This is a genomic window from uncultured Arcticibacterium sp. (genome assembly GCF_964021845.1).
Classification (GTDB): Bacteria; Bacteroidota; Bacteroidia; order Cytophagales; family Spirosomataceae; genus Arcticibacterium.
The window spans coordinates 139,298-162,200 of record NZ_CAXHZC010000008.1 but is presented as its reverse complement, the minus strand read 5'-3'; the positions used below and the strand labels follow the sequence as shown (position 1 = coordinate 162,200).

20 protein-coding genes are annotated in these 22,903 nt (G+C 36.5%); 10 read left to right on the top strand and 10 right to left on the bottom strand.

Annotated elements, in window-relative coordinates; translation table 11 throughout:
- Positions 1-25 precede the first annotated feature (25 nt).
- Both AADJ06_RS19700 and AADJ06_RS19695 read left to right on the top strand, forming a co-directional pair.
- Positions 26-1,081: an acyl transferase gene (locus AADJ06_RS19700; RefSeq protein WP_341228211.1), complete on the top strand. Its 1,056-nt coding sequence runs from the start codon at positions 26-28 to the stop codon at positions 1,079-1,081.
- A gap of 94 nt (positions 1,082-1,175) precedes the next feature.
- The gene (locus AADJ06_RS19695; protein WP_341228210.1) at positions 1,176-5,042 is read left to right on the top strand and encodes an AAA domain-containing protein; all 3,867 of its coding nucleotides are present in this window, start codon (positions 1,176-1,178) and stop codon (positions 5,040-5,042) included.
- On the opposite strand, the gene AADJ06_RS19690 is transcribed toward AADJ06_RS19695, so the two are convergent.
- Positions 4,990-6,063 carry a TerC/Alx family metal homeostasis membrane protein gene (locus AADJ06_RS19690; protein WP_341228209.1) on the bottom strand — a complete coding sequence of 358 codons (1,074 nt, stop codon included), beginning with the start codon at positions 6,061-6,063 and terminating at the stop codon, positions 4,990-4,992. The two genes, AADJ06_RS19695 and AADJ06_RS19690, sit on opposite strands and share 53 nt — an antisense overlap.
- Before the next feature lie 120 nt (positions 6,064-6,183).
- Between AADJ06_RS19690 and AADJ06_RS19685 the strand changes: the two genes are divergently transcribed.
- Entirely contained in the window at positions 6,184-6,924 is a 741-nt protein-coding gene (locus AADJ06_RS19685) for a glycosyltransferase family 2 protein (protein WP_341228208.1), read from the top strand.
- Here AADJ06_RS19685 and pnuC read toward each other — a convergent pair.
- Positions 6,921-7,583 carry a nicotinamide riboside transporter PnuC gene (pnuC, locus tag AADJ06_RS19680; RefSeq protein WP_341228207.1) on the bottom strand — a complete coding sequence of 221 codons (663 nt, stop codon included), beginning with the start codon at positions 7,581-7,583 and terminating at the stop codon, positions 6,921-6,923. The genes AADJ06_RS19685 and pnuC overlap by 4 nt on opposite strands.
- Before the next feature lie 125 nt (positions 7,584-7,708).
- On the opposite strand from pnuC, the gene AADJ06_RS19675 reads away from it, so the two are divergent.
- From AADJ06_RS19675 to AADJ06_RS19650, 6 genes are all read left to right on the top strand, one after another.
- Positions 7,709-8,692 carry a c-type cytochrome gene (locus AADJ06_RS19675; protein ID WP_341228206.1) on the top strand — a complete coding sequence of 328 codons (984 nt, stop codon included), beginning with the start codon at positions 7,709-7,711 and terminating at the stop codon, positions 8,690-8,692.
- 104 nt (positions 8,693-8,796) lie between these two features.
- Entirely contained in the window at positions 8,797-9,525 is a 729-nt protein-coding gene (locus AADJ06_RS19670; protein ID WP_341228205.1) for a DUF6503 family protein, read from the top strand.
- A gap of 15 nt (positions 9,526-9,540) precedes the next feature.
- Positions 9,541-10,209 (top strand): GDSL-type esterase/lipase family protein, encoded by a 669-nt coding sequence (locus tag AADJ06_RS19665; RefSeq protein ID WP_341228204.1) that lies wholly within the window; start codon positions 9,541-9,543, stop codon positions 10,207-10,209.
- 101 nt (positions 10,210-10,310) lie between these two features.
- Positions 10,311-10,868 carry a TetR/AcrR family transcriptional regulator gene (locus tag AADJ06_RS19660; protein ID WP_341228203.1) on the top strand — a complete coding sequence of 186 codons (558 nt, stop codon included), beginning with the start codon at positions 10,311-10,313 and terminating at the stop codon, positions 10,866-10,868.
- A 28-nt stretch (positions 10,869-10,896) separates the two neighbouring features.
- The gene (locus tag AADJ06_RS19655; RefSeq protein WP_341228202.1) at positions 10,897-11,790 is read left to right on the top strand and encodes an alpha/beta hydrolase; all 894 of its coding nucleotides are present in this window, start codon (positions 10,897-10,899) and stop codon (positions 11,788-11,790) included.
- The gene (locus AADJ06_RS19650; RefSeq protein WP_341228201.1) at positions 11,771-12,283 is read left to right on the top strand and encodes a DinB family protein; all 513 of its coding nucleotides are present in this window, start codon (positions 11,771-11,773) and stop codon (positions 12,281-12,283) included. Before AADJ06_RS19655 ends, AADJ06_RS19650 begins: the two co-directional genes overlap by 20 nt.
- Here AADJ06_RS19650 and AADJ06_RS19645 read toward each other — a convergent pair.
- From AADJ06_RS19645 to AADJ06_RS19625, 5 genes are all read right to left on the bottom strand, one after another.
- Entirely contained in the window at positions 12,280-13,458 is a 1,179-nt protein-coding gene (locus AADJ06_RS19645) for an MFS transporter (RefSeq protein ID WP_341228200.1), read from the bottom strand. The genes AADJ06_RS19650 and AADJ06_RS19645 overlap by 4 nt on opposite strands.
- A 67-nt stretch (positions 13,459-13,525) precedes the next feature.
- Entirely contained in the window at positions 13,526-14,995 is a 1,470-nt protein-coding gene (gene guaB / locus AADJ06_RS19640; RefSeq protein WP_341228290.1) for an IMP dehydrogenase, read from the bottom strand.
- Positions 14,996-15,076: 81 nt separating this feature from the next.
- Positions 15,077-15,502: a hypothetical protein gene (locus AADJ06_RS19635; RefSeq protein ID WP_341228199.1), complete on the bottom strand. Its 426-nt coding sequence runs from the start codon at positions 15,500-15,502 to the stop codon at positions 15,077-15,079.
- Positions 15,499-16,704: a serpin family protein gene (locus AADJ06_RS19630; protein WP_341228198.1), complete on the bottom strand. Its 1,206-nt coding sequence runs from the start codon at positions 16,702-16,704 to the stop codon at positions 15,499-15,501. Before AADJ06_RS19630 ends, AADJ06_RS19635 begins: the two co-directional genes overlap by 4 nt.
- A 263-nt stretch (positions 16,705-16,967) precedes the next feature.
- The gene (locus AADJ06_RS19625; protein WP_341228197.1) at positions 16,968-18,185 is read right to left on the bottom strand and encodes a nucleoside transporter C-terminal domain-containing protein; all 1,218 of its coding nucleotides are present in this window, start codon (positions 18,183-18,185) and stop codon (positions 16,968-16,970) included.
- 100 nt (positions 18,186-18,285) lie between these two features.
- Here AADJ06_RS19625 and AADJ06_RS19620 point away from each other — a divergent pair, with 100 nt between their 5' ends.
- On the top strand, positions 18,286-18,888 hold the full coding sequence (locus tag AADJ06_RS19620; protein WP_341228196.1) for a hypothetical protein: 603 nt from the start codon (positions 18,286-18,288) through the stop codon (positions 18,886-18,888).
- Here AADJ06_RS19620 and ppk1 read toward each other — a convergent pair.
- The 3 genes from ppk1 to AADJ06_RS19605 form a co-directional block, all read right to left on the bottom strand.
- The gene (gene ppk1 / locus AADJ06_RS19615; protein WP_341228195.1) at positions 18,871-21,114 is read right to left on the bottom strand and encodes a polyphosphate kinase 1; all 2,244 of its coding nucleotides are present in this window, start codon (positions 21,112-21,114) and stop codon (positions 18,871-18,873) included. The genes AADJ06_RS19620 and ppk1 overlap by 18 nt on opposite strands.
- 39 nt (positions 21,115-21,153) lie before the next feature.
- A complete protein-coding gene (locus tag AADJ06_RS19610) occupies positions 21,154-22,293 on the bottom strand; it encodes a cysteine desulfurase family protein (RefSeq protein WP_341228194.1) in 1,140 nt (379 codons plus the stop codon).
- A 106-nt stretch (positions 22,294-22,399) separates the two neighbouring features.
- Positions 22,400-22,846 carry an Lrp/AsnC ligand binding domain-containing protein gene (locus AADJ06_RS19605; RefSeq protein WP_341228193.1) on the bottom strand — a complete coding sequence of 149 codons (447 nt, stop codon included), beginning with the start codon at positions 22,844-22,846 and terminating at the stop codon, positions 22,400-22,402.
- Positions 22,847-22,903 lie beyond the last annotated feature (57 nt).

Genomic DNA, 22,903 nt, shown 5'->3' with positions numbered 1-22,903 from the left:
CGAAAAAAAAATCAATTGTCCATTTGTGAATATAAAAGACGAACTCAAGGCCGCTGTAATTTCACTATCTGAAAATGACCAAAATTTTGAGCGAGTAGCTCTTGAAATATTCAAATTTCAAGCGGAACAGAATCCGATTTACAAGGCCTATTTGAAAAACCTAGGCGTAAAACCATCAAAGGTTTCTCATTTAGAAAAAATACCTTGCCTACCTATCTCTTTCTTTAAAACACATGCAGTTCTTTCTGGCACAGCCACCATACAGCACACTTTTGAAAGTAGCGGAACCACAGGCGACGTTAGTTCAAAACATCATATAGCCGATCTTCCTTTTTACGAATACCTAAGTGCAAAGACATTTGAAACCTTTTACGGCCCAATAAGCGACTATCACATCTTAGCTCTATTACCAAACTACCTAGAGCGTAACAACTCTTCACTAGTGTATATGGTCCAGAGTTTTATTTACAAATCATTCTCCACTGAATCTGGCTTTTACTTAGACAATATTGAAGCTTTAGCAAAAAAAATAGAACAATTAGTCAACCAAAAAGGAAATAAGAAGAAGGTGTTACTGCTCGGGGTAACGTTTGCCCTGTTAGACTTAATAGAAAAACACGCTCCCAACATCCAAGTCCCTGAAAACTTGCTAATCATGGAAACTGGGGGTATGAAAGGAAAAAGAAAAGAATTATTAAGAGAAGAGGTACATGAACTTCTTAAAGCAGCTTTTAAAACAGAGAAAATACATTCTGAGTACGGCATGACAGAATTACTTTCACAGGCATACTCTAAGGGTGACGGCTGGTTCAAACCTTCGGCCACTATGAAAATACTAATTCGTGAAGTAAACGACCCCTTTTCTTACCTACCAAGTTTTAAACTTGGTAGTAAAACTGCTGCAAAAAGGAATTACAAAAAAACAGGCGGGATAAACGTTATAGATTTAGCAAATATTGACTCTTGTTGTTTTATAGAGACTCAAGATTTAGGTAACTTTTCAGAAGATTACCAAGAATTTAAAGTTTTGGGTAGATTTGATAACTCAGATGTAAGAGGCTGTAATTTGATGACTATTTGAGCTAGCTAAAACAGAAATAGTTTATTATAAATAAATTATGGTAAGCTATTTGATTATATTCCTTTGTTGTTCCCTTACGATGCAATGTCTATAAATGCTAAAACTGCTTATAACATATAAAAAACGGCTTACTAACTTAACCTCTAAAAACCGTTCACTTCTTCTTCTAAGACCTATCCTTCGTCAATTTATTGACCTTAGGCTTCTGGAACAGTTAAACAATCAGCCTATATTAGATGCTCTAATTTCTTCAAAGAAATCAATACACCTTTGTGATAAAATTGACCCAAGAGACGGAAAAAGCAACGAAATAAGCCTTCATCTCAGAAAAATATGGAAAACAGATATACTTCTTAAAGAAGAACGCGGTGCCCAAGATTTATATATTGGTTACCCTTTTGTTTCAGGGAAATTAGTAGACGGCACATTGGTAAGATGCCCCCTCCTATTCTTTCCTGTCAACTTAGTATTGGAAGGCAACAAATGGCATTTAGAAAAAAAAGATGCCAGCATAAGTTTCAATAAAACCTTTCTTTTGGCTTACAGCCAATTCAACAAGACTTTTGTAGACGAAGATTTTTTCAACTTTAATTTTGAAGAATTTGGAGACGAGTCTATACTATTTTTAACAGAACTTTATGAATTTCTAAAAAAGAGCAAACTAGAAATCAATTTTAACTCCGAACTTTTCAATCAGAAACTACAGCCCTTTGAAACGGTTAAGAAAGAAAGTTTAGAAAAAATAAAAATTGGAGAACTCAAACTAGAGTCCCAAGCCGTTTTAGGTATTTTTCCGCAAACAGGTTCTTACATAGCCGCAGATTATGACCTACTCATTTCCGATGGTTTAGCCAAATATCAAGGAGAGATACAACAATATCTTTTTAAAGAAAACCCAGAACAAGGAAAAATAAAAGAAGAAGATTTGCATTTGCCTTTTCCTGTGGATGCTTCGCAAGAAGAAGCCATCAAACAGATAAAATCAGGAAAGTCATTAGTTATCCAAGGACCTCCTGGTACGGGAAAATCTCAGCTTATTTGCAACCTCATGGCAGACTATGCCGCAGATGGCAAAAAGGTACTTCTTGTTTGTCAGAAAAGAGCAGCTATAGATACTGTTTATAAAAGGCTTTCTGAAATAGGAATGGATAAATTCTCTGCTCTGGTACATGATTTCCAGTCTGATAGGAAAGGGCTTTACTCTAAAATAGCAGGTCAAATAGATAATATTTTACCCAATAAGCATGCAAATGAAAGTTTGAACGCCATTTTTTTAGAAAGAGAATTTGATGCTACATGCAGGAAAATTGACCAAATAGTAAGAGAATTAGAATCTTATAAAGAAGCTTTATTTGACAGTTCATCATACGGTAAATCAATTAAAGAGATATACTTACTTGCCGAACATCAAACAGAAAAGAACCTTGACTTAGGCACCTCCTTTGCATTTTTTCATTTTGACACCTTGGATACTTATGTTCATAAGCTCGAAACCTTAGAAAAATATCAAAAAACATTTTTTGAAGAGCAAAATGAAGAGGCTTATACCTATTGGCAAAACAGAAAGCCATTTTCAAATCTTGCTTTTACAGACTTTCCAGAAATAAGAATTTCTTTAAAAAAGATAGTTTCTGTAAAAAAAGGATTAGAAAAACTAGGAGAAAGTTTCAAATTAGGTACCCAAGCAGAAAGAGAAATAATAGCTACGTACCTCAAATCATTTAATACTCAAAAAGCTTTTGACAGCATTCAGAAAGCAAATAATAAAAGCTTTTCATTAAAAAAAATAGAGCACTTCATTGACGAAGTTTCATTAAAGGAAATGCCTAGTATTCCTGATGAGTATAGAAATATTGAAAAAATAAACATTGCTCTAAATTTCATATCAGATGTAAAAGAAAAGAGCTCTAATATAATAAATAGGCTATTCTGGGACCTTTTTTCGAAAAAGAAAGCAGAAGCTTTTAACTACTTAAAAGCTTTTAATTTTGAGGCTACGCCTAAAAACTTCCCCTATCTTCAAGCTACACTAGAAGACTACATTCGTCTACATGAGATAGGTATAGAGGTTGACGATAAAAAAGAATACTTTGAAAAAGAAGAATTATTAGAGGAGCTAAACTTTCAGAAAGAGTGCCATCTTTTTTACCAAGAACTTGATACTATATCAGAAAGAAGTTTAACGCTTACCGACAAAGCTACTTTTGATAAGAAAATGAAAACTTGGCAAAAGTTATTAGACGAAACCGAGGCTAATAAAGCTACCTGGATTAAATACCTTTCTGATTTTCAAATTCAAAACCTTGACCAGCACTCTTTCAAAGAAACTGATAAATACTTAGAAGGGCATTTTGATAATTTATGTGGGAGAGATAAGCTTTACAGCGAACTAACGGCAGTTGAAAAAAGCTGCTATGAACTATGTAAAAAACATTATAGAAGCGAGTACTCCTTCCATTTTAAACAAAGTCTCTTTATCCATTTCATAGAAGATTTGGAGGAAAAATCGCCGATATTAAGGAGTGTAAGCTCTATGCAAATGGAACTCTGGGAGGAAGAGCTCCAAAGCTTAGTTCTCAAAAAGCAAAAATACAGTACCGAGTTTCTTCAAATAAAACTGAGAGAAAACACTTATAAAAACATTGAAAAGAACCGTTTAGGCAACTATACTACCTATCGCGATTTACATCACCAAACCACAAAAAAAAGACAAATATGGCCCATAAGGAAGCTGTTAACTAACTTTAGCGATGAGTTATTTGACTTAGTTCCATGCTGGATGGCCTCCCCTGAAACGGTTTCTGCCATATTCCCATTATTTAAAAGCGAAGAATTTGACCTTGTTATTTTTGATGAGGCCTCGCAGTGTTATGCAGAAAAAGGTGTTCCTGCCATGTTAAGAGGGAAACAAGTAGTGATAGCCGGTGACAGTAAACAGCTCCAACCCAGCGACCTCTACAGAATTAAAATGGACGAAGAACTCCAAGACAATGCTGTGCTTGAAACCGAATCTCTTTTAGATTTCTCTTCACATTTTTTATCAAAAACTATCTTAAGGGGACATTACAGAAGTAAAACGCTGGATCTAATAGATTTTTCTAACCAACATTTTTATGATAACAAGCTTAAACTATTACCAAATTTCTCAGAGTTAAATGCTGAAAATCCGAGTATCGATTTTATCAAAGTATCTGGCATTTGGGAGAATAATCAGAATAAGATTGAAGCCGAAAAGGTTTTAGAAGTAGTCGAAATTATAAGGGAATATCATTTAGACAAAAGCATTGGCGTGGTTACGTTTAACTTCATGCAAGCTGACTTGATTCAAGATTTGACTCAAAAAATACCAAACGTTACTGTAAAAAATATTGAAAATATTCAGGGAGACGAGTTTGATATAGTCATTTTCTCCATTGGCTATGCCCCAAATATTAAAGGCAAAGTCTTGATGAATTTTGGTAGTTTAAATCAGCAGGGTGGTGAAAATAGGCTTAATGTGGCCATTACCAGAGCTAGAGAAAAAATCAAAATAATCAGCAGTATAAATCCAGAAGATTTAAAGGTAGCAAACAGCACGAACGACGGACCAAAACTTTTTAAAGCATATCTAGAATACGCCAAAAATGTATCCGAGGGGAACTTTAAACCTATTTTACCTAAGCCTGCAAGCCCATCTTGGAGCAAAATGCTAAAAGATGATATCACTAAGTCTAGCCAAGAGTTTTCCAGCGAACTTCCCTTTGCTGATCTAACTAAAAGAAATAACAAAGAATACGAAAAACTCATCTTAACAGACGACCAGCTGTTTTATGCTGCGGAGTCTATAAAAGAGTCTTTCGCTTACTTGCCGCTCATGTTAAAAAACAAGGGCTGGTATTTCCAAAAGGTTTGGAGCCGTAACTGGTGGATTAGGCCTTTACCCCAGCTTCATCTTTTGGAGGAAAAACCAAAGAAGCAATAATACTAATGGCCAGTATTCCTACTATCACCATTAAGGAATGTTGATTACTAAAGCCCCACTCTGTAAGCCAATGGTGTATTAACATCTTTACTCCAATGAAAGTAAGCAAAACGCCTAAACCATACTTTAGGTAAGAGAACATGTCAATAATATTCACCAAGAAAAAGAACATAGACCTAAGCCCCATGATGGCAAATACATTAGAAAAGAAAACTATGTAAGGGTCTTTTGTGATTGAAAATATGGCTGGGATAGAATCCACAGCAAATATTACATCAGTAAAAGCTATTACTATGATTACTACAAAAAGAGGCGTAATAAAGACTTTATCCCCTTTATATTTATTTTTTATGAAGAACCTATCCGAAACAAACTTCTCATAAACGTTAAAAAATCGTGAGGTAATTTTTACTGCAGGGTGATTTTTAGTATCAATCTCTTCCTCCTCATCTTTACTAAAGAGAATATTTATACCTGTATACACTAAGAAAGCCCCGAAAATATAAAGTATCCACTCAAATTTTTGAATCAAGGCTGCTCCTAAAAATATAAAACCAAACCTTAAAACTATAGAACCTAAAATACCCCAAACAAGTACTTTTTTATAGTATAGGGGCCTTACTCCGAACGAATTGAATATCAGAATAAACACGAAAATATTATCTACAGACAGCGAATACTCTACCAAATAGCCTGTGATATACTCCAAGGCCATATTATTTTGAAATTTCTTAACCGCCAAATCATAAGCCTCTGGCAAATTCAGGCCATCATAAAAATGACCGCGTACCTGTTCTAAGTTTTCGGGAGTGCTTATATCATGAATTAGGTACCCATAATGGCGAAGGAAGAAATAAAAGGCAACAGCTAAACTTACCCATACCGCACTCCAGCTAGCCGCTTCTTTAAACTTTACAGTATGTGACTCGTTTTTTGAAAATGCACCTAAGTCAAGGAGCATCACAAAAATCACGAACACCGTAAAACCACCAAAAAATAATATTTCGTTAGAAAACTCCATGTTGTAAGATTTAAATATCCAGCCTGAATCAAGCTGCAAAAATGCATCATTATCTTCAAAAATATACTATTTTGGCACGAATTCTGATTTTCAGAAGACCAAACCCAACGATAGACTTTAATGTATAATAATAAGAAAGTGGTGGTGGTAATGCCTGCGTATAAAGCAGCTCAAACCATAGAGCAGACTTTTGCAGAAATCCCTATGGATGTGGTAGATGAGGTGATTTTAGTGGATGACGCTAGTCCTGACGAGACCGTCAAAGTAGCTCAAAAACTAGGCATAAAGCATGTGATTAGCCATGAAAAGAATAAAGGCTATGGAGGGAATCAAAAAACGTGCTATCGCAAAGCCATTGAAATTGGAGGTGAAATAATCATCATGGTTCATCCAGATTATCAATACACACCAAAACTTATCAAAGCTATGACATCCATCATCGGCGAAGGCTTATACCCAGTGGTTTTTGGTTCCAGAATCTTGGGAAAAGGAGCATTGAACGGTGGCATGCCTGTTTACAAATACATTGCTAACAGATTCTTAACATTGACCCAAAACATCCTTCTAGGTCAAAAACTATCGGAATACCATACTGGTTACAGAGCCTATTCTTCCGAAGTTTTAAACAGCATTGATTTTGAAAAATGTGATGACGACTTCATTTTTGACAATGAGATTATAGCCCAAATATTCTGGAAAGGGTACGAGATTGCGGAAGTCACCTGCCCTACCAAATACTTTGACGAAGCTTCTTCTATCAACTTTGCTAGAAGCTCGAAATATGGTATCGGAGTTTTAGGTGTTTCTCTTCGCTATTTTCTAGCAAAAGCAGGCTTACTTAAATGGCATATTGTCAATTAAACCTCCTTCTGCTTCAAATACCTTTTAGTCCATTCCATAGCTCCAAAGGCCGCGATAATCACAAATATGAAATAGAGCAGCGAATAAAGTTTCACATCTTTGATGTAATACATGTAAGTGGCTATCACATCCACTACCAACCATATCCACCAAGCTTCCACTTTCTTTCTTATCAGCATAAAAGTGGCCACAATGCTCATGACCGTGGTAAAAGAATCCATATAAGGGAAAGCACTCGGTATACTGAATACCTTAGGTGCTATTTCATGTAAATTGCTCGAAAAAGTACCCATTATAAGGGTGCCTATTACGCCTAGGGCAGATAGAAGAGCAAAATTTCGAACACTCAATTTTGTGATTTGTAATTCATTTACTGCATTAGCTTCGCTTGCTTTAGGAAACTTCCATTGCCAAAAACCGATAATATTGGTGATGAAGAAAAATATCTGCAGAAACATATCTGGATAAAGCTGAATCTGAAAGAACATAAAAAACGCTAAAACCACGTTTATAAGACCAATAATCCAACTCCAAACATTTTCTTTCGCCGACAACCAGACAGCTATACCGCCAGAAATAGTAGCAATTAGCTCGATAAGGCTCATATCATAGCCTAAAACAGTAAAAAGAGTTTCATTAACACTAAACAGTTCTTGCATACTGCAAATATGCTTGAAATTGTAATTAATCAATGCGGTTTTTCAAAAAAATGCCCGCTCAGTAAAAAAATATTGAATTCCCATTCTTAGCTTATAATTTGACGTCATAAACTTACCGGAACACCATGAAAAAAATAATTACATACTTACTTTTGAGCCTTTTTGGAGCTCTATTGATAGCCATATGTTATGTCAAATTTGCGTTGCCAAACGTTCCTGTTTCTGACGAACTCGAGATTGAACTAAGTCCTGAAAGAATTGAAAGAGGAAAATACTTGGCTAACCATGTAACCCTGTGTATGGATTGTCACGCTGAGCGTGACTTCAGTTTACTTTCGGGACCTCCAAAACCGGGGACTGAAGGGGCCGGAGGAGAAAAATTCGACCAAAATCAAGGATTCCCAGGTACATTTTATTCTAGAAATATCACGCCACATGGTTTATCAGACTGGACCGACGGCGAAATATACAGAGCCATTACCTCTGGAGTTACTAAAAGTAATGAGGTTATTTTCCCTGTAATGCCATGGCCTGCATATAATAAAATGGCTACCGAAGATGTATTCTCCATTATAGCCTATCTACGTTCTTTAAAACCGATAAACTCGAAAAACAAACAGTCTAGCACTGACTTCCCAGTTAGCTTAATAAAGAATACTTTCCCAAGCCCTGCTAATCCTGTTTTATTGCCCGACAAAACCGATAAAATAAATTATGGAAAATATTTAACAAATGCCGCAGGCTGTATAGAATGTCATTCTAAAAAAGACTCAAAAGGAAATAATATTCCAGGCACTGAATTTGGCGGAGGTACAGGCTTCCCTTTAGCCGGCTTTGGAACTGTATATGCAGCCAATCTTACCCCAGACCCAAAGACAGGCCTACTCCTTTCAGAAAAAGATTTTATAACTCTTTTCAAAAGCTACACCGACAGTACCTTCACTCCTCCCAAAGTTATGAATGGCGAATTTCAAACGTTTATGCCTTGGATGATGTATGGCGGCATGACAGAAGATGATTTAGGAGCTATTTATGCATATTTAAAAACATTGCCCGCCATTAAAAATCCTGTTATCAAGTTTGAATCAGAAGAAATAACGATGAAATAAATCTTAGGAGGCTCTATAATTTTCTTTAAAGAGCCTCCTTTTTTAGCCAATAAGGGAAACCCTCCTTTCGCGTAAATCGTTTGTGTGACAAACCAGAAACATTTATGCACAAAATTCTCTTTTCTCTTTTAATAGCCACTTCCCTAATTTCTTGTATTAAGAAAGAGCAAGAAATCATTGATGATGCCATCGAAATCCAAGGAGGCTCATCCTTTCAAAATATCCATACAGCCTTTACTTTTAGAGGGATAGACTATAAATTTGAAAGAAATAAGGGTGATTACACCTACCAAAGAACCTTGAAAGACAGCCTAGGCAATACCATTACAGATGTACTTAGAAACAATTCCTTTCAACGTTTGATAAATAATACGCCTGTTTCGCTTTCTGACAGTACTGCCAAAAAATATGAAAACTCAGTTAACTCAGTAGCATACTTTTTCTTTTTGCCATATGGTTTAAATGACCCCGCTGTTAATAAGGCCTACGAAAAGGAAGTTACCATAAAAGGTCAAAAATATCATCAAATCAGAGTTTGGTTTGATGAAGAAGGTGGAGGGGAAGATCATCAAGACATTTACAAGTTTTGGATAAACGCAAACTCAAAAACAGTCGATTACTTAGCATACTCTTATGAAACGAGCGGTGGCGGTGTCAGGTTTAGAGAAGCAATTAACCGACAAAAAGTTGGTCCCTTCTTTTTTCAAGACTATAATAATTATGGGTACGAAGACCAAAATTATGATTTGGACGAACTTCCTGTAGATTATGAAAAAGGCACGCTCCCTTTTCTTTCGAAAATCGAAAATGAAAACATATCTTTAGTGCCTTAATCATACCCTTACAAAATGAAATATTTAAAACTTCTTAGTCTCTCTCTCCTATTTTTTATGGTCACTTCGTTCCAATCAAAAACTACCAAAGTAATTTTCTTTGGAGATTCTATTACTCAGGCTGGTGTTAACAAAGGAGGCTATATTACCTTAATGCAAGAAGAACTCAAGTCAAAAGGTTTGGAAGATAAATATGAACTCATTGGAGCCGGAATAGGCGGAAATAAAATTTACGACTTATACCTCAGGATGGAAGATGATGTCCTTTCTAAAAATCCTGATGTGGTAGTTCTTTTTGTGGGAGTAAACGATGTTTGGCATAAAGCAAGTCATGGAACCGGAACAGATGCTGATAAGTTTCAAAAGTTTTATCAAGCGGTAATAGAGAAGCTTCAAAAGCAAAATATTAAGGTACTATTATGCACCCCTGCAGCCATTGGCGAAAAAACAGACCATAGCAACCAGCAAGATGGTGACCTCAATGAATATTCTAAAATCATTAGAGGCCTAGCCGAAAAAAACAAATGCGAAGTAATAGACCTCAGAAAAGATTTTTTAGCTTATAATTTAAATAACAACTCAGAGAATAAAGATAGAGGAATTTTAACTACGGATAGAGTTCACTTAAATGCAACTGGAAACAGGTTTGTTGCCGATAAAATGTGGGCAGCGGTAATCAAATAATAATGCTTTTTTAAGAGAGACCGACAAACAATTGTTGGTCTTTTTTTTTGAGCTTACTAAACGCTCGTTTGGCATATTCAATATTTCTATTAACTTTGGATATGCCTTTAACAAAAACTAACAAAGAGGAGATAATTCAAACAACATTAACCGTGTTTCGGAGAAACGGTTATTATAAAACTTCAATGAGTGATTTGGCTACCGCTTGCGGCTTACAGAAGGGCAGCTTCTATCACTATTTTGCATCGAAAGAGGTACTCATGGCAGAGGTCTTAAAGAGTGTAAAAAGCTATCTTGATTATGCCGTTTTCTCTATTTCCAAAGAAACTGGAATATCTACACGAGATAAAATGGAAAAAATGCTCCTGAAGCTTGGCAAAACCTTACTTTCTCAAGAAGGTGGCTGTATAGTAGGAAATACCACCTTAGAAGTAGCAGGCCAATCAGTAATTTTTAAAGAAACGTTAAAAGGAATTTTTGATTCTTGGAAGGAAGCTATGAAAACAATATTCATGGAAGAGTATCCAGAAACTACCTCAAGCCGACTTGCTGAGCAGTCTATTATGGAATTTGAAGGTGCTGTTATGTTTAGCCAGCTCTATGAAACAGACCAATACCTTAAAGACGTGTTTGTACGTACACTTTCAAAAATGAAATAAAAAAAATAACCCAATAAATAACAAACGTTTGGTTAGCATAGAAAAACAAAACATTAGCTTAATCACTTCTGACGGTATAGAGCTTTCGGCAATCTTACTAGCACCAGAAAAACCAAAAGCTCTAATACAATTTAATTCTGCTACAGCCGTACCAAAAGAATTCTATAGGGCTCTCGCAACATTTTTTGGCGAAAAAAAATACGCTTGTTTATTATATGATTACAGAGGAGTATGTGATTCACAACCAGAAAAAGGGTTAAAAAACTGTAATTATGAACTATTAGATTGGGGTAGAAAAGACATGGCTGCGGGTATTGATTTCTTATCAAACAAATACCCAGGTTTGCCCTTATTTTTTGTCTCTCATAGTGTGGGTGGTCAATTAATCCCTTTCGTTCCTAATATAGATAAAGTAGACGGAATGATATGCGTGGCCACTTCATCTGGCTATAGAGGCTCTATGCCACCTGGCAACAAATTCCGCTCCTTATTGTTCTTTGACATAATAGCTCCCATAGTCCATTTAATTTATGGTTATTCTAAACTTAAATTTTTGGGTTTAATGGAAGACATGCCTAAAAACATCACAAATACATGGAAACGGTGGTGCAAATACCCCGACTATTTTTACCACCCCAACAATGCCAAAGGTATTTCTGAATTACAAAACCCACAAGTGTTCAACTTTCCAATAACTGTAATTACGGCTATTGACGATGACATCTGTTCCAGACAAAACGTGGACAATTTATGGAGACACGTGAAAACAAAAACACCGGTTAATTTTAAATGGATAAAACCAAATGACTTTGGACTTAAATCCATCGGACATTTCAATTTCTTTCGTAGAAGAAAACTAAACAGCCTTTGGCCAATAGCCTTTAATCAAATTGAAAAGTATTATGAACAAACTAGAAATTAAGGAAGACTTTCAGAAAACGCTTGACTCCGTCATTAATGATGTAGACCATTTAACTAAAGAGCAGTTTTACTTCCAAAAAAATAACAAATGGTCTGCTGCTCAAAACATGGCTCACTTAACCTTGAGTGCTAAAATCTTTAGGAAAGCTTTAAGAGCACCAAAGATTGCCTTGGTTTTAAAGTTTGGTTTTAACCTAAATGAACAAAGAGATTCTGAATGGATTGAAAGAACATACGGAAACGCAGAATTCCCAGCAGTTACTGGTTTTGAACCTAGAATGCATGAAATCAGCTCCTTAGCATATGAAATGGAACAATTTCTAAATGTCCATCAGGATGTAATAATCTTAATAGATCAGACCCCAGAATGGCAACTAAGTAGCTTAAGGTTACCGCAGCCAGTTCTAGGAAAACTATCCATTAGAGAAATGTGCCTTTTTTTTACCTTTCATATCAGACACCATCAAAAAGCCATTAGGATATCAATTAGCTAAGCCACTTTAAACTTCCTTTTATACCAAACCAAGAAAACAACTGCGAAAGCAGCCATAAGCATACAAAGCTGAAAAGCGTAGCCTATCTGTTCTGGTTTATTATCATATAAAAACATAGGTACTACTGCTCCAAGACCTATGCCCGCTTCTAAAGCAATGTACATGGTGGCCACTGCCCTGCCTCGGGTTTCTTCAGAACATAGGTCAATAGTCCAAGCTTGGTAAGAAGGAGAAATCAAACCCCATGAAGTTCCAAAAAATATACCTCCAGCTATAAAAAAGTAATAGTGTGAGGTAATAGAAGTTAAGCCCATGGCCATCACTAATAGTACCGCTCCAAATATTAAAACACGAACCCTTCCCTTTTTGTCAGATATTTTACCACCTAAAATTCGAGTAAAGAGCGATGCCAACGTAAATATTAAGAAGAAAAGCCCCTTATTTTCTACACCTACAATTTTACTCAAATCTGGGGTCAGGGTTATGATGGTGCCGTAAGCAAAAGAGGTTAAGAATACGGTAACCGCCACTGGCCAGAGGTCTGGATGAAATAGGTCTGAACGTTTAATTTTAAAAAGCTTAAAAGAGAATGGCTCTCTCTTTTCTTTTGCTAGTGTTTCTTTCATAGAAAAAAGAATGGCAACAGACATAAATGCAAAAACCGAAGAGGTATAAAAAAGGGTATTAAGTGAAAACTCTGATGCCACTATACTTCCCAAATAAGGCCCAAAAGCCATTCCGGTACTAGTAACAAAACCATAAATACCCATAGCCTCTCCCCTTCTAGTGATTGGCACAATATCCGCTATAAAAGCAGCGGTTCCCGTAGGTTTAAAGCCAGTAGAAAATCCATGAACAAGCCTTAATAATAAAAAGAAGAAAATGGTATTAGCCCATGGATAAATAAAGCCACATAATACACAAACAGCGGCTCCAACTACCATGACGGGTATTCTGCCCCATTTGTCGGTCAACTTGCCACTGAACGGTCTAGAAAGTCCAGCAGTAATAGTAAACACACCAATAATTAAACCTTTAAAGTCTTCGCCTCCCATGCTGCTCAGGTAATCTGGCAACTCAGGAATAAGCATATTAAAGCTGGCAAAAAATAAGAATGAGCTTAAGCAAAGGAGTAAGTATTGGGGCGTAAATATTTTGGTTTCTTGGTTTATCATTGTTTTAAAAACAAACAGGGGGAAGCTTAAAAGCTACCCCCTGATATCAAATCTTATTTTTCATTATCTATCTCGAGTAATTAGGAGCCTCTCTAGTTACTTGCACATCATGTGGATGACTTTCTGCCATTCCTGATGATGTAATTTTAACAAACTTGGCTTGCTGCAATTCCTCCATATTGCTAGCACCTACATAACCCATTCCAGCTTTTAATCCTCCAGCCATTTGATAAAGAACTTCGCCAGCTTTTCCTTTGTAAGCCACTCTGCCTACAATTCCTTCTGGTACTAGTTTCTTCACATCAGCTTCTGCATCTTGGAAATAACGGTCTTTTGACCCGTCTTCCATCGCCTCTACCGAACCCATCCCACGGTAAGTTTTAAACTTACGTCCTTCATATATCACCATTTCTCCTGGAGCTTCGTCTGTTCCTGCTAAAAGCGAACCTATCATAACAGAGCTTGCCCCTCCTGCTAAAGCTTTCACCACATCTCCAGAGAATCTTATTCCTCCATCAGCAATGATTGGTACACCAGAACCAGCAATGGCCTTAGCAGACTCATAAACAGCCGATAATTGCGGCATTCCTATTCCAGCAATGATTCTGGTGGTACAGATACTTCCAGGACCTACACCTACCTTAATGGCGTCAGCTCCTGCATCTACCAAAGCTTTTGCGGCTTCGCCGGTAGCTATATTTCCACAAATAACATCAATGCTAGGAAAAGCTTTCTTAACTCTAGAAAGTGTTTCTATAACTCCTTTAGAATGGCCATGAGCCGTATCAATACTCACACAGTCTACTCCAGCTTTAACTAATGCAGCTACTCGCTCCTCAATATCAGAAGTAACACCAACCGCAGCACCTACTAATAATCTACCAAAACTATCTTTAGCAGCATTTGGTCTATCTTTCTTCTTTAAAATATCCTTGTAAGTAATAAGTCCCACCAACTTATAATCTTTATCTACTATCGGAAGCTTTTCAATCTTATGCTCCATTAAAATGCTTTCAGCCTCCTCTAAGGATGCTCCTAAAGCTGCAGTAATAAGATTATCTTTTGTCATTACAGATTCAATAGGTTTATACATATCTGTCTGAAACCTTAAATCTCTATTTGTCACAATTCCGTAAAGGGTATTGTCTTCTGTAATTACAGGAATTCCACCCACTTTAAATTCCTGCATTAGTTTCAGGGCATCTCCTAAAAGAGCTCCTTTCTTAACAGTAATTGGGTCAATGATCATCCCACTTTCAGAACGCTTCACTTTTCTTACTTGCTCAGCTTGGGCAGCTATGCTCATATTTTTGTGAATTATTCCCATTCCTCCTTCTTGAGCCACGGCCACAGCCATCTCAAATTCTGTAACCGTATCCATGGCCGCAGAAAGTAAAGGAATGTTGAGAGAAATGTTTCTTGAAAGTTTGGTTACCGTGCTGGTATCCCTTGGAAGAACCTCAGAATAAGCAGGAACTAATAGTACGTCGTCGTAGGTAAGTGCTTCAAAAAGAAGCTTGGAGGAGTTCATCATCAGCAAATAATTAAATATCTCTTATTTGCCACGCAAAGCTATGGAGAATAATTGACATTAAATACGTCACACAGAAAGTTTATATTATTGATGTAAATAATAATACGAAGAACCGTCTGCTAAATAACTATCTACATAACTTTTTTGATAAAGAACTAGATGGTAAACACCGCCTAACTCCTCAAAATGATACCAATGATACATATCCTCATCTAAAAGAACCAAAGCGTCCTGTCCTCCTTCTTTTCTTACGGCTAGCCTTGATGTCTCTTCCTGCATGCCTTCTCTTTTTCTAACAAAAGTTTGAGCAGCCGCGTCTATCACCAGTGATTCTTCAAAACCTATTTCATCTCCCTCTATTTCTATTTGGGCAAATCCATTCACTATCTTCACTAATTTCCATTCACCATGAAATTCTGATAGTGCTGGCGGTGCTACGCAGCAATCATAACCCGTAGTGCAGGAACTACCAAACAAGGCAAAAACGAAAATTATAATCAAATTTCTCATTTCTCTATGTCTAATATTTTACCTACAAACTGAATAGTCCCAGAACCTTTCTCATAAATGAAAAACAAGAAAGGCTTATTGACATAAAAAGAAGGATATGATGGCACCGAGGTAAGTTCAATACCTATAGTAGTAACTGCAGCGGCCTCTGTTCCTTCTTCATCTACTGCTACAAAAGAATTTTGTTTCACAAAACCGACTTTAATCTTACCAGCGGGAGCAGTAATCTTTGACAAATCGGCAGCATTAGAAAACAGAGAAGGCATACCCATATTTATCAAAACGTCATTTAGCTTTTTCTCATACTCCATTTTAAATTTCGGGAGCTTTAGGTCAATTTTTTGAACAGACATCTTCTCGTCCATACCTTTCCAAACATCCTCATCCAAACTATTCAACAAAGCAGAGACATCGTTTTCTTTTGGAAGTAATACTCGCATGCCATACTTCTCATTTCCGTAAGGTAAATCTACTGCTTTAAAGCTTCCCATATCCGCATAAGCAAAAGTGTCAAGGTTAGCCATCATATCAACCTTTGACAGACCACTTTTCCCATTGAAACTATCTTCAAATGTTTTGTCCTTGTCAAATTGATTGGCCCAATCTCCTTTAAAGTACAAGGCATTCATTAAGAAAAGAACTTGATCTTCTGATATTTCATCTAACACTTTTTTGATTTTTTCATGCGTGTTATCACTCGCCCATTGATTAATTTTTGCTAGGGTAGCTGCATCAAAATTTTCTTCATAAAGCTCCGCTTTGAAATAATCTTTTAGCGTTTGTTTATAATCAGCTTCTACATCAAAGCCGTTTCGCTGCCAAAGTGAATTAGCCAACTCATTTGTTACCAAAGGGTCTACATTAGGTAGCTTATCTATTAATTCTAAATAACTACTATTGATAAGATCCATATCTAAACCTTCTAGGTTCAAGGTTTTAATCAGTTCTTCTTTTGACTGATTATCGGCTCCGTTTAAGAGCATACCAAGTGCCATGTGAAGACTTAAAGGCGAAACAAAGAAGGTCTCATCTATCTCTTCTTTTTCTAATTCTTTAAGAAAGTCAAAAGCAAAACCTGTAGTTCTATTTGCAAAAGTTTCATCCAAAGTGACATCAACACTTTGAGGTGAAGGGCTATTTACTGTACAGCTATTCATCAAAAATATTACTCCGAAGAGTATGCTTAAAAAAGTCTGTTTCATAATATGAGTTGTCTAAATGTAATACCTAGTTTGATATTAATTAAATGAACGAGGGGCTAAAAAGGTTGCCTATGGCACAGAATAAAGTGGATTGAGGCGATTCAACATAAGAGTTGACCTGCCCTAAAAAGAAAAAAGGTTGAACGGAATTGCTATGAAGCGTTCCCTCAACCTTTTTAACCCTAAAACCCTTTTCAATAACTAAGACCCCGAAGGTTTAGCAATGGTTGGAAAGGTTTAAATATTTTATTCAAAATTTTAAATCAAATTAAAATTCCTGCAATACATGCCGTTAAGTTTGATGCAATAGCACCACCTATCATGGCTTTGGTAGCCAGTTTGGCTATATCTTTCTTTCTTTCTGGAGCTATTCCTCCAATACCACCTAACTGAATTCCAATAGAAGCAAAATTAGCAAAGCCACAAAGTGCATAACTAGCTATAATAGAAGAACGCTGAGAAAGTTGACCATCAGCCATTACTGTTCTTAAATCGGCATAAGCAATAAGCTCTGTCAAAACTATTTTCTCGCCCAAAAGGCCACCAACTGTACTAGCTTCTGACCATGGCACACCCATAGTCCAGGCTAAAGGTCTAAATGCTACACCAAGAATTTCTGCTAACGAGGTATTAGCATAACCTAGCATTCCGTCTAACATAGCTACAATAGCTACCACGGCAATCAGCATGGCTCCGATATTTGCAGCTAACTTCAAACCGTCCACCGCTCCATCTCCTACAGCCTCTACCACATTCCCCGAACTTGTTTCTACATTAATATCTAAAGAGTTTTTCGTCTCAGACTCTTCCGTTTCTGGAAACATAATTTTGGCGATTATCAAAGCAGCAGGAGCATTCATAATAGATGCGGCCATAAGATGCCCCGCAATCCCGGGAATATCTTCAAGCATTTTGACATAAATAGCCATCACTCCGCCAGCAATAGTGGCAAAACCTGCCACCATGATAGTCATGAGTTCAGATTTGGTCATTTTTTTTATAAAAGGCTTAACCAATAAAGGAGCCTCCGTTTGACCTACAAAAATACTTCCTGCCACACTCAGCGTTTCAGAGCCACTGGTTCCCATGGTCTTTTGAACCACCCATGCTATAGCCTTAACCACTCGCTGCATTATACCTAAATGATAAAACAAAGAAACTAAAGCGGAGAAAAAGATAACGGTAGGCAATACTCGAATGGCAAAGTTTAAGTTTGGAGTATCCACAATTCCACTTACAAAAGATTTAAAAAGGAAATCGCCACCAGCGTCAGAATAAGAAAGAAGTTTACCTATAAGGACATCAAAGAATTTAAAAAAAGGCAGGCCAATAGGTGTTTTAAGTATGAGTAGTGCAAAACTTAACTGTAAGCCTAAGCCCCACAAAACCAGCTTAATATTGATTTTTTTCTTGTTATTACTCATCAAAAATGCAATTCCGAGCAAGACAACTATACCTAAAAGGCCAGTGAAACGTTCCATTAAAAGGATTTTGGTTTGAAATTTGACCCAAAATAAGGGATTTTAGACCATATAGTTTTACTTTCGTTCGTTTTTACGTGCTTTAAATGCTTATTTAACCTTGAAAATTAATTCCAGGAGACTTTTAATGGTAATGCTGGCTACCCTACTAGCACATACTGCACATTCGCAGCTAATGTATAGGTCTCGGTACAAATCCGCTATAGTAGCAGAGGGGTTTGGCTTGAGCCCTATCATGTCTATTAATTATGAAATGGCTCCTTTAAGGTATCATAAGAGTTTCGCTTCAGCACGTGTTGGATTTGGTTATTTGCCTGCAGGTTTTGGTCAAGGTGCTGGATTTTCTATTCCAGTAGGAGCTTCTTATAATATTTTGATAAATAACCTAAAGAAAGGACTTACCTCTAGGGTTATGAATAAATGCAAAACCAAACCTCCACTTTTTGATCTAGAATACTTTTTGGAGCTAGGTGGCGGTTATGCCAAAATCATTTACCCTACATCTAATAATAGAGATTATTTCAACCTAGTGGCTGCCTTCCGCACTCATTTAGTTATTGATATTCCACCGAAACCAAAAGTTTTTCAACTTAAAATAAGTGTAACACCTAGAGTAAGAAGAAGCGGCCTCGTATTTTACGAAGCCTCAGAAACCGGCGGTCAAAATTTTTATGGAGGTTTTTCTTTAGGCTTCTCTATTTAACTCCACCTCAGGCTCATTTTGGAATAAATATGCCAAACTTGCCTTCTCTATGTCTTCATCTTTTAAGTTATAAAACTCTTCATGAATGTTGAAAGGTTCTACCGAAGAATCTCTCTTTATATATTCTCCAGACTCAAGTAAATCATAAGAGTTTACATTGTCTTTTAAATTATTCTTTAGCATAAGAATAAGCTTCTTTTTAATGCCTTCATCCACTATTTCAAACATAGATTCGATACGCCTGTCGAAGCTCCTTACCATGGCATCTGCACTACTACCAAAAACCTTCGGATGGCCATTATTATGGAAATAAAAAATACGAGAGTGTTCTAAATAGTGCCCTACAATAGATTTGACATTAATATTTTCGCTCAAACCTTTTCTACCAGGTTTAAGACAGCAAATTCCTCTTACAATAAGCTCTATTTTAACTCCAGCCTGCGATGCCGCATAAAACTCTTCAATGGTTTCTTTATCTTCCAGAGAGTTAATTTTGATACAAATACCTGCTGGTAAACCTTTCTTCGCATTCGAGGCTTCTTTTCTAATCATCTCAATGATGGTGTTTCGCATATCTCTGGGAGAGGTAATGAGATTCCGATAATTAGTAGGGATAGAATGACCAGTAATTACATTAAAAAATTCAGAAATATCTTTAGTATAGTCTGGTTTAGAGGTCATGATACCTATATCGGTATAGAGCTTTGCAGTGTCTTCATTATAATTTCCAGAGGCCATATGGGCATATTGAACCACTTTGTCGCCCTCTTTCCTTACTATCAGCATGAGTTTGGTGTGGGTCTTTAAACCCCCAATGCCATAAATTACAAAACAGCCAGCCTTTTGAAGTTTTGCGGCTTCTTTAATGTTGTTTTCTTCGTCAAAACGAGCTTTAATTTCAAACAACGCTGAAACGTGTTTCCCGTTTTCGGCAGCTTTTAATAAAGCAGCCGTAATTCTAGAATTTTTGGCAAGCCTGTAGATAGTCAATTTAATGGCCAACACTTTAGGGTCTTTTGCCGCCCTTTCCACCAGTTGAAGTACTGGCTCAAAATTATTATACGGGTGATGTAGCAATACGTCCTGGTCTTTTAGTGTATCAAAAATGCTATGCATCTTATCTCTACCAAAGTTAAAGGCAGGTACTGCAGGTTTGGGCTGCGGCAGCTCTTCTTTAAACTCAGGATGGCCTATAAGCTCCCAAAGACGGGTATAATCCATAAGCTCGGTATTTATAAAAATATTAGCTTCATCTATCTCCCATCGCTTTTTGAGCACATCCATCATCCATTTTGACGGTTCATGTTCTATGGAAATACTTACTAACCTACCAACCTTTCTTTCTTTAATTTTTTGTTTGATTTCATCCACAAAATCCGCTTCAATATCGTCGCTCTCTTCTAAAGTAAAATCTCCATTTCTTAGAATCCTAAATACATCTACCGACTCAATCTTTACATTTCTATAAAGCTTCTGAATTTGGTTTATTATGATTCTCTCAATTGGCAAAAACTTTATTACATCATTCTCTTCAAAAGTGTAAAATTTTGGCAAGTTTCTCGGAATTTGAATAAAAGACAGCTTTCTTGGCTCATCATCTAAACTGCTGTAAAACCTTTTCTTGGCGTTAGTTACCACTCCTAGAATAAGGTTCTTTGCCAAAAGAATTGGGAATGCGTGTGTTTGGTCATAGACCATTGGCGTAAGCATTGGGAAAATATTATTTTCAAAGAAATCTACCGCCTTCTTTTTTTCTGTAGGATTTAAATCCTCAAAACCTATAATCTTAAAGCCATTTTTCAGAAACTCAGGCTCTAACTCTTCTCTAAAAAGTCTATTTCTTTCTTGATAAAAATCACTGGTTAAAGCCAAAAGTCTAGCCCTAAACGGCGTTTCGCGTAAGCCTGAATAATCAATTCGCTGTTTTCCGTAATCTAGATAGTTATATAAACTACCTACTCTTACCGTAAAAAACTCATCTAGATTTGACTCCGTAATAGCCATAAATTTCAGCTTGTCAAAAATAGACAAGTCCGCTTTTTTAGCTTGGTCTAAGACTCTGTTATTAAAAGTCATCCAGCTTAAGTCTCTACTAAGCAAAGGAGAATTAGCTATACTTTCTAGTTGCTTTTCTTCTTTACTTACAAATACCGGAGTGGTGCTTTCTGTTATATTTCCCTCGTTGGGCATAAAAACCGTCTTTATATAATCTAATAACTGTTTCATAGCGTGTTGTTTTTGAAAAGAACTCGAGCAATAAAAGGACTATTTACCTAAAATCCTTTTTAGCACTATTATGGTTTTGTCAATTTCTTCCATCGTATTTTGCTCACTAAATGAGAAACGAACATTGGCCCTTTCATCTTGTATCTTTAGTGCTTCTAATACATGTGATCCTATATCTGTTCCACTGCTGCAAGCCGAACCACCTGAAACACAAATACCTTCAATGTCTAGACTAAAAAGGAGCATCTCATTATCTGGATGAGCAGGAAAACTTGCATTTAAAATATGATAAAGGCTATTATCTAAATCTCCCGACATACCATTGAACCTAATCCCCTTAAAAGATGATTCCAGTTCTTTCTTAAGATAAGTTTTTAAAGCCAAAATATGAGCTTTTCTTTCAGACATGGCTGCTGTGGCCAAAGCCAAGGCATGAGCCAAACCACTTATGCCAGCTACATTCTCTGTTCCGCCACGCATATTTCTTTCTTGAGCTCCACCTATAAGGTATGGTGTAAGTTTATTATTGGCATTTATATATAAGAAACCAACACCTTTAGGCCCGTGAAATTTATGAGCAGAGCCCGAAATAAAGTCAATATCAATTTCTTGAAGATTGATAGGAAGCTTACCTACTGTTTGAACCATATCTGAGTGAAACAGAGCCTTATTTTCTCTACAAAGTTTAGAAACTCTTTTCAAGTCTAGAATATTCCCGACCTCATTATTGCCATGCATTAAGCTCACCAAAGCATTCGGGCTGTTTTTTAGAACTTCTTCCAAATCTTGATAATCTACAGAACCGTTTTCATCAAGTTTTACCAATTTAAAGTTAACAAGACCCTTACTAGACAAATACTCCAAAGGATGCAACACCGCATGATGCTCTATACTGGAAGAAATAATAGTTTTTATACCAAGGCTTTCTACCGCACTTCTTAAAACAGTATTATTTGCTTCGGTTCCGCCTGAAGTAAAGAAAAGTTCTGAAGGTGAAGTCCCTAAAGTTTCAGCTACTTTTTTCCTTGCATTTTCTACAGCGGCCTTGGCCTTTCTTCCCATTCCATGAATAGAAGAGCCGTTTCCATAAATTTCCTTAAAATAAGGCAGCATAACCTCTAATACCTCAGGACTTAAAGAAGTGGTGGCGGCATTATCAAAATATATTGTTTCTCTCATAAGTCTAAATTCAGCCCGCAAATTACAAAATTCAATAGCGAGAAATCTAACTTGTTGCAGGCTTTATAAATAGATTTAATGTTTGTTTTTTTAAGCAAAAAAAGGTTTAAACAATAGGCACTCCCCGTTTAAAAGCTGTACCAAAATCAATGAGTGATTCCGTTTTTAGCACCCCCGGAATGTGGTCAATTTTCTCATAAAGTACACTCCGCATGTGTTCGCTATCTCTAGCCACTATTCTAATATAAAGGGTATATTTTCCTGTTATATAATAGCATTCTATCACTTCTGGAATCTTCTCTAGTGCGGCTATAATAGCTTTCGAGTCTGAATCTTCTTTAAGCTCTATCCCTGTAAAAGCACTCCACTCGTAACCCATTTTTCGCTCATCCAGTACTACCTCCACTCCTTTCAGATAACCCTTTTGTTTCATCTTGCTTACTCGCTGATGTACCATGGTATTTGAAATATCTAAAAACTTAGCAATTTCAGAATAAGGCTTCCGACCATCTTGGCTAAGTAATTTTAGTATTTCTTTATCTGTATTATCCATTGGCCTTAAAAAGTTAATTCAACTTTTATTTTGTCAAAAATAATCAATATGACTCCA

Coding starts and splice junctions, on each gene's coding strand:
- AADJ06_RS19645 (WP_341228200.1), bottom strand. CDS start 13,458: ATGATAAACCAAGAAACCAAAATATTTACGCCCCAATACTTACTCCTT.
- AADJ06_RS19660 (WP_341228203.1), top strand. CDS start 10,311: ATGCCTTTAACAAAAACTAACAAAGAGGAGATAATTCAAACAACATTA.
- AADJ06_RS19635 (WP_341228199.1), bottom strand. CDS start 15,502: ATGAGAAATTTGATTATAATTTTCGTTTTTGCCTTGTTTGGTAGTTCC.
- AADJ06_RS19685 (WP_341228208.1), top strand. CDS start 6,184: ATGTATAATAATAAGAAAGTGGTGGTGGTAATGCCTGCGTATAAAGCA.
- AADJ06_RS19605 (WP_341228193.1), bottom strand. CDS start 22,846: ATGGATAATACAGATAAAGAAATACTAAAATTACTTAGCCAAGATGGT.
- AADJ06_RS19650 (WP_341228201.1), top strand. CDS start 11,771: ATGAACAAACTAGAAATTAAGGAAGACTTTCAGAAAACGCTTGACTCC.
- AADJ06_RS19675 (WP_341228206.1), top strand. CDS start 7,709: ATGAAAAAAATAATTACATACTTACTTTTGAGCCTTTTTGGAGCTCTA.
- AADJ06_RS19690 (WP_341228209.1), bottom strand. CDS start 6,063: ATGGAGTTTTCTAACGAAATATTATTTTTTGGTGGTTTTACGGTGTTC.
- AADJ06_RS19665 (WP_341228204.1), top strand. CDS start 9,541: ATGAAATATTTAAAACTTCTTAGTCTCTCTCTCCTATTTTTTATGGTC.
- ppk1 (WP_341228195.1), bottom strand. CDS start 21,114: ATGAAACAGTTATTAGATTATATAAAGACGGTTTTTATGCCCAACGAG.
- AADJ06_RS19670 (WP_341228205.1), top strand. CDS start 8,797: ATGCACAAAATTCTCTTTTCTCTTTTAATAGCCACTTCCCTAATTTCT.
- AADJ06_RS19630 (WP_341228198.1), bottom strand. CDS start 16,704: ATGAAACAGACTTTTTTAAGCATACTCTTCGGAGTAATATTTTTGATG.
- AADJ06_RS19610 (WP_341228194.1), bottom strand. CDS start 22,293: ATGAGAGAAACAATATATTTTGATAATGCCGCCACCACTTCTTTAAGT.
- AADJ06_RS19695 (WP_341228210.1), top strand. CDS start 1,176: ATGCTAAAACTGCTTATAACATATAAAAAACGGCTTACTAACTTAACC.
- AADJ06_RS19625 (WP_341228197.1), bottom strand. CDS start 18,185: ATGGAACGTTTCACTGGCCTTTTAGGTATAGTTGTCTTGCTCGGAATT.
- pnuC (WP_341228207.1), bottom strand. CDS start 7,583: ATGCAAGAACTGTTTAGTGTTAATGAAACTCTTTTTACTGTTTTAGGC.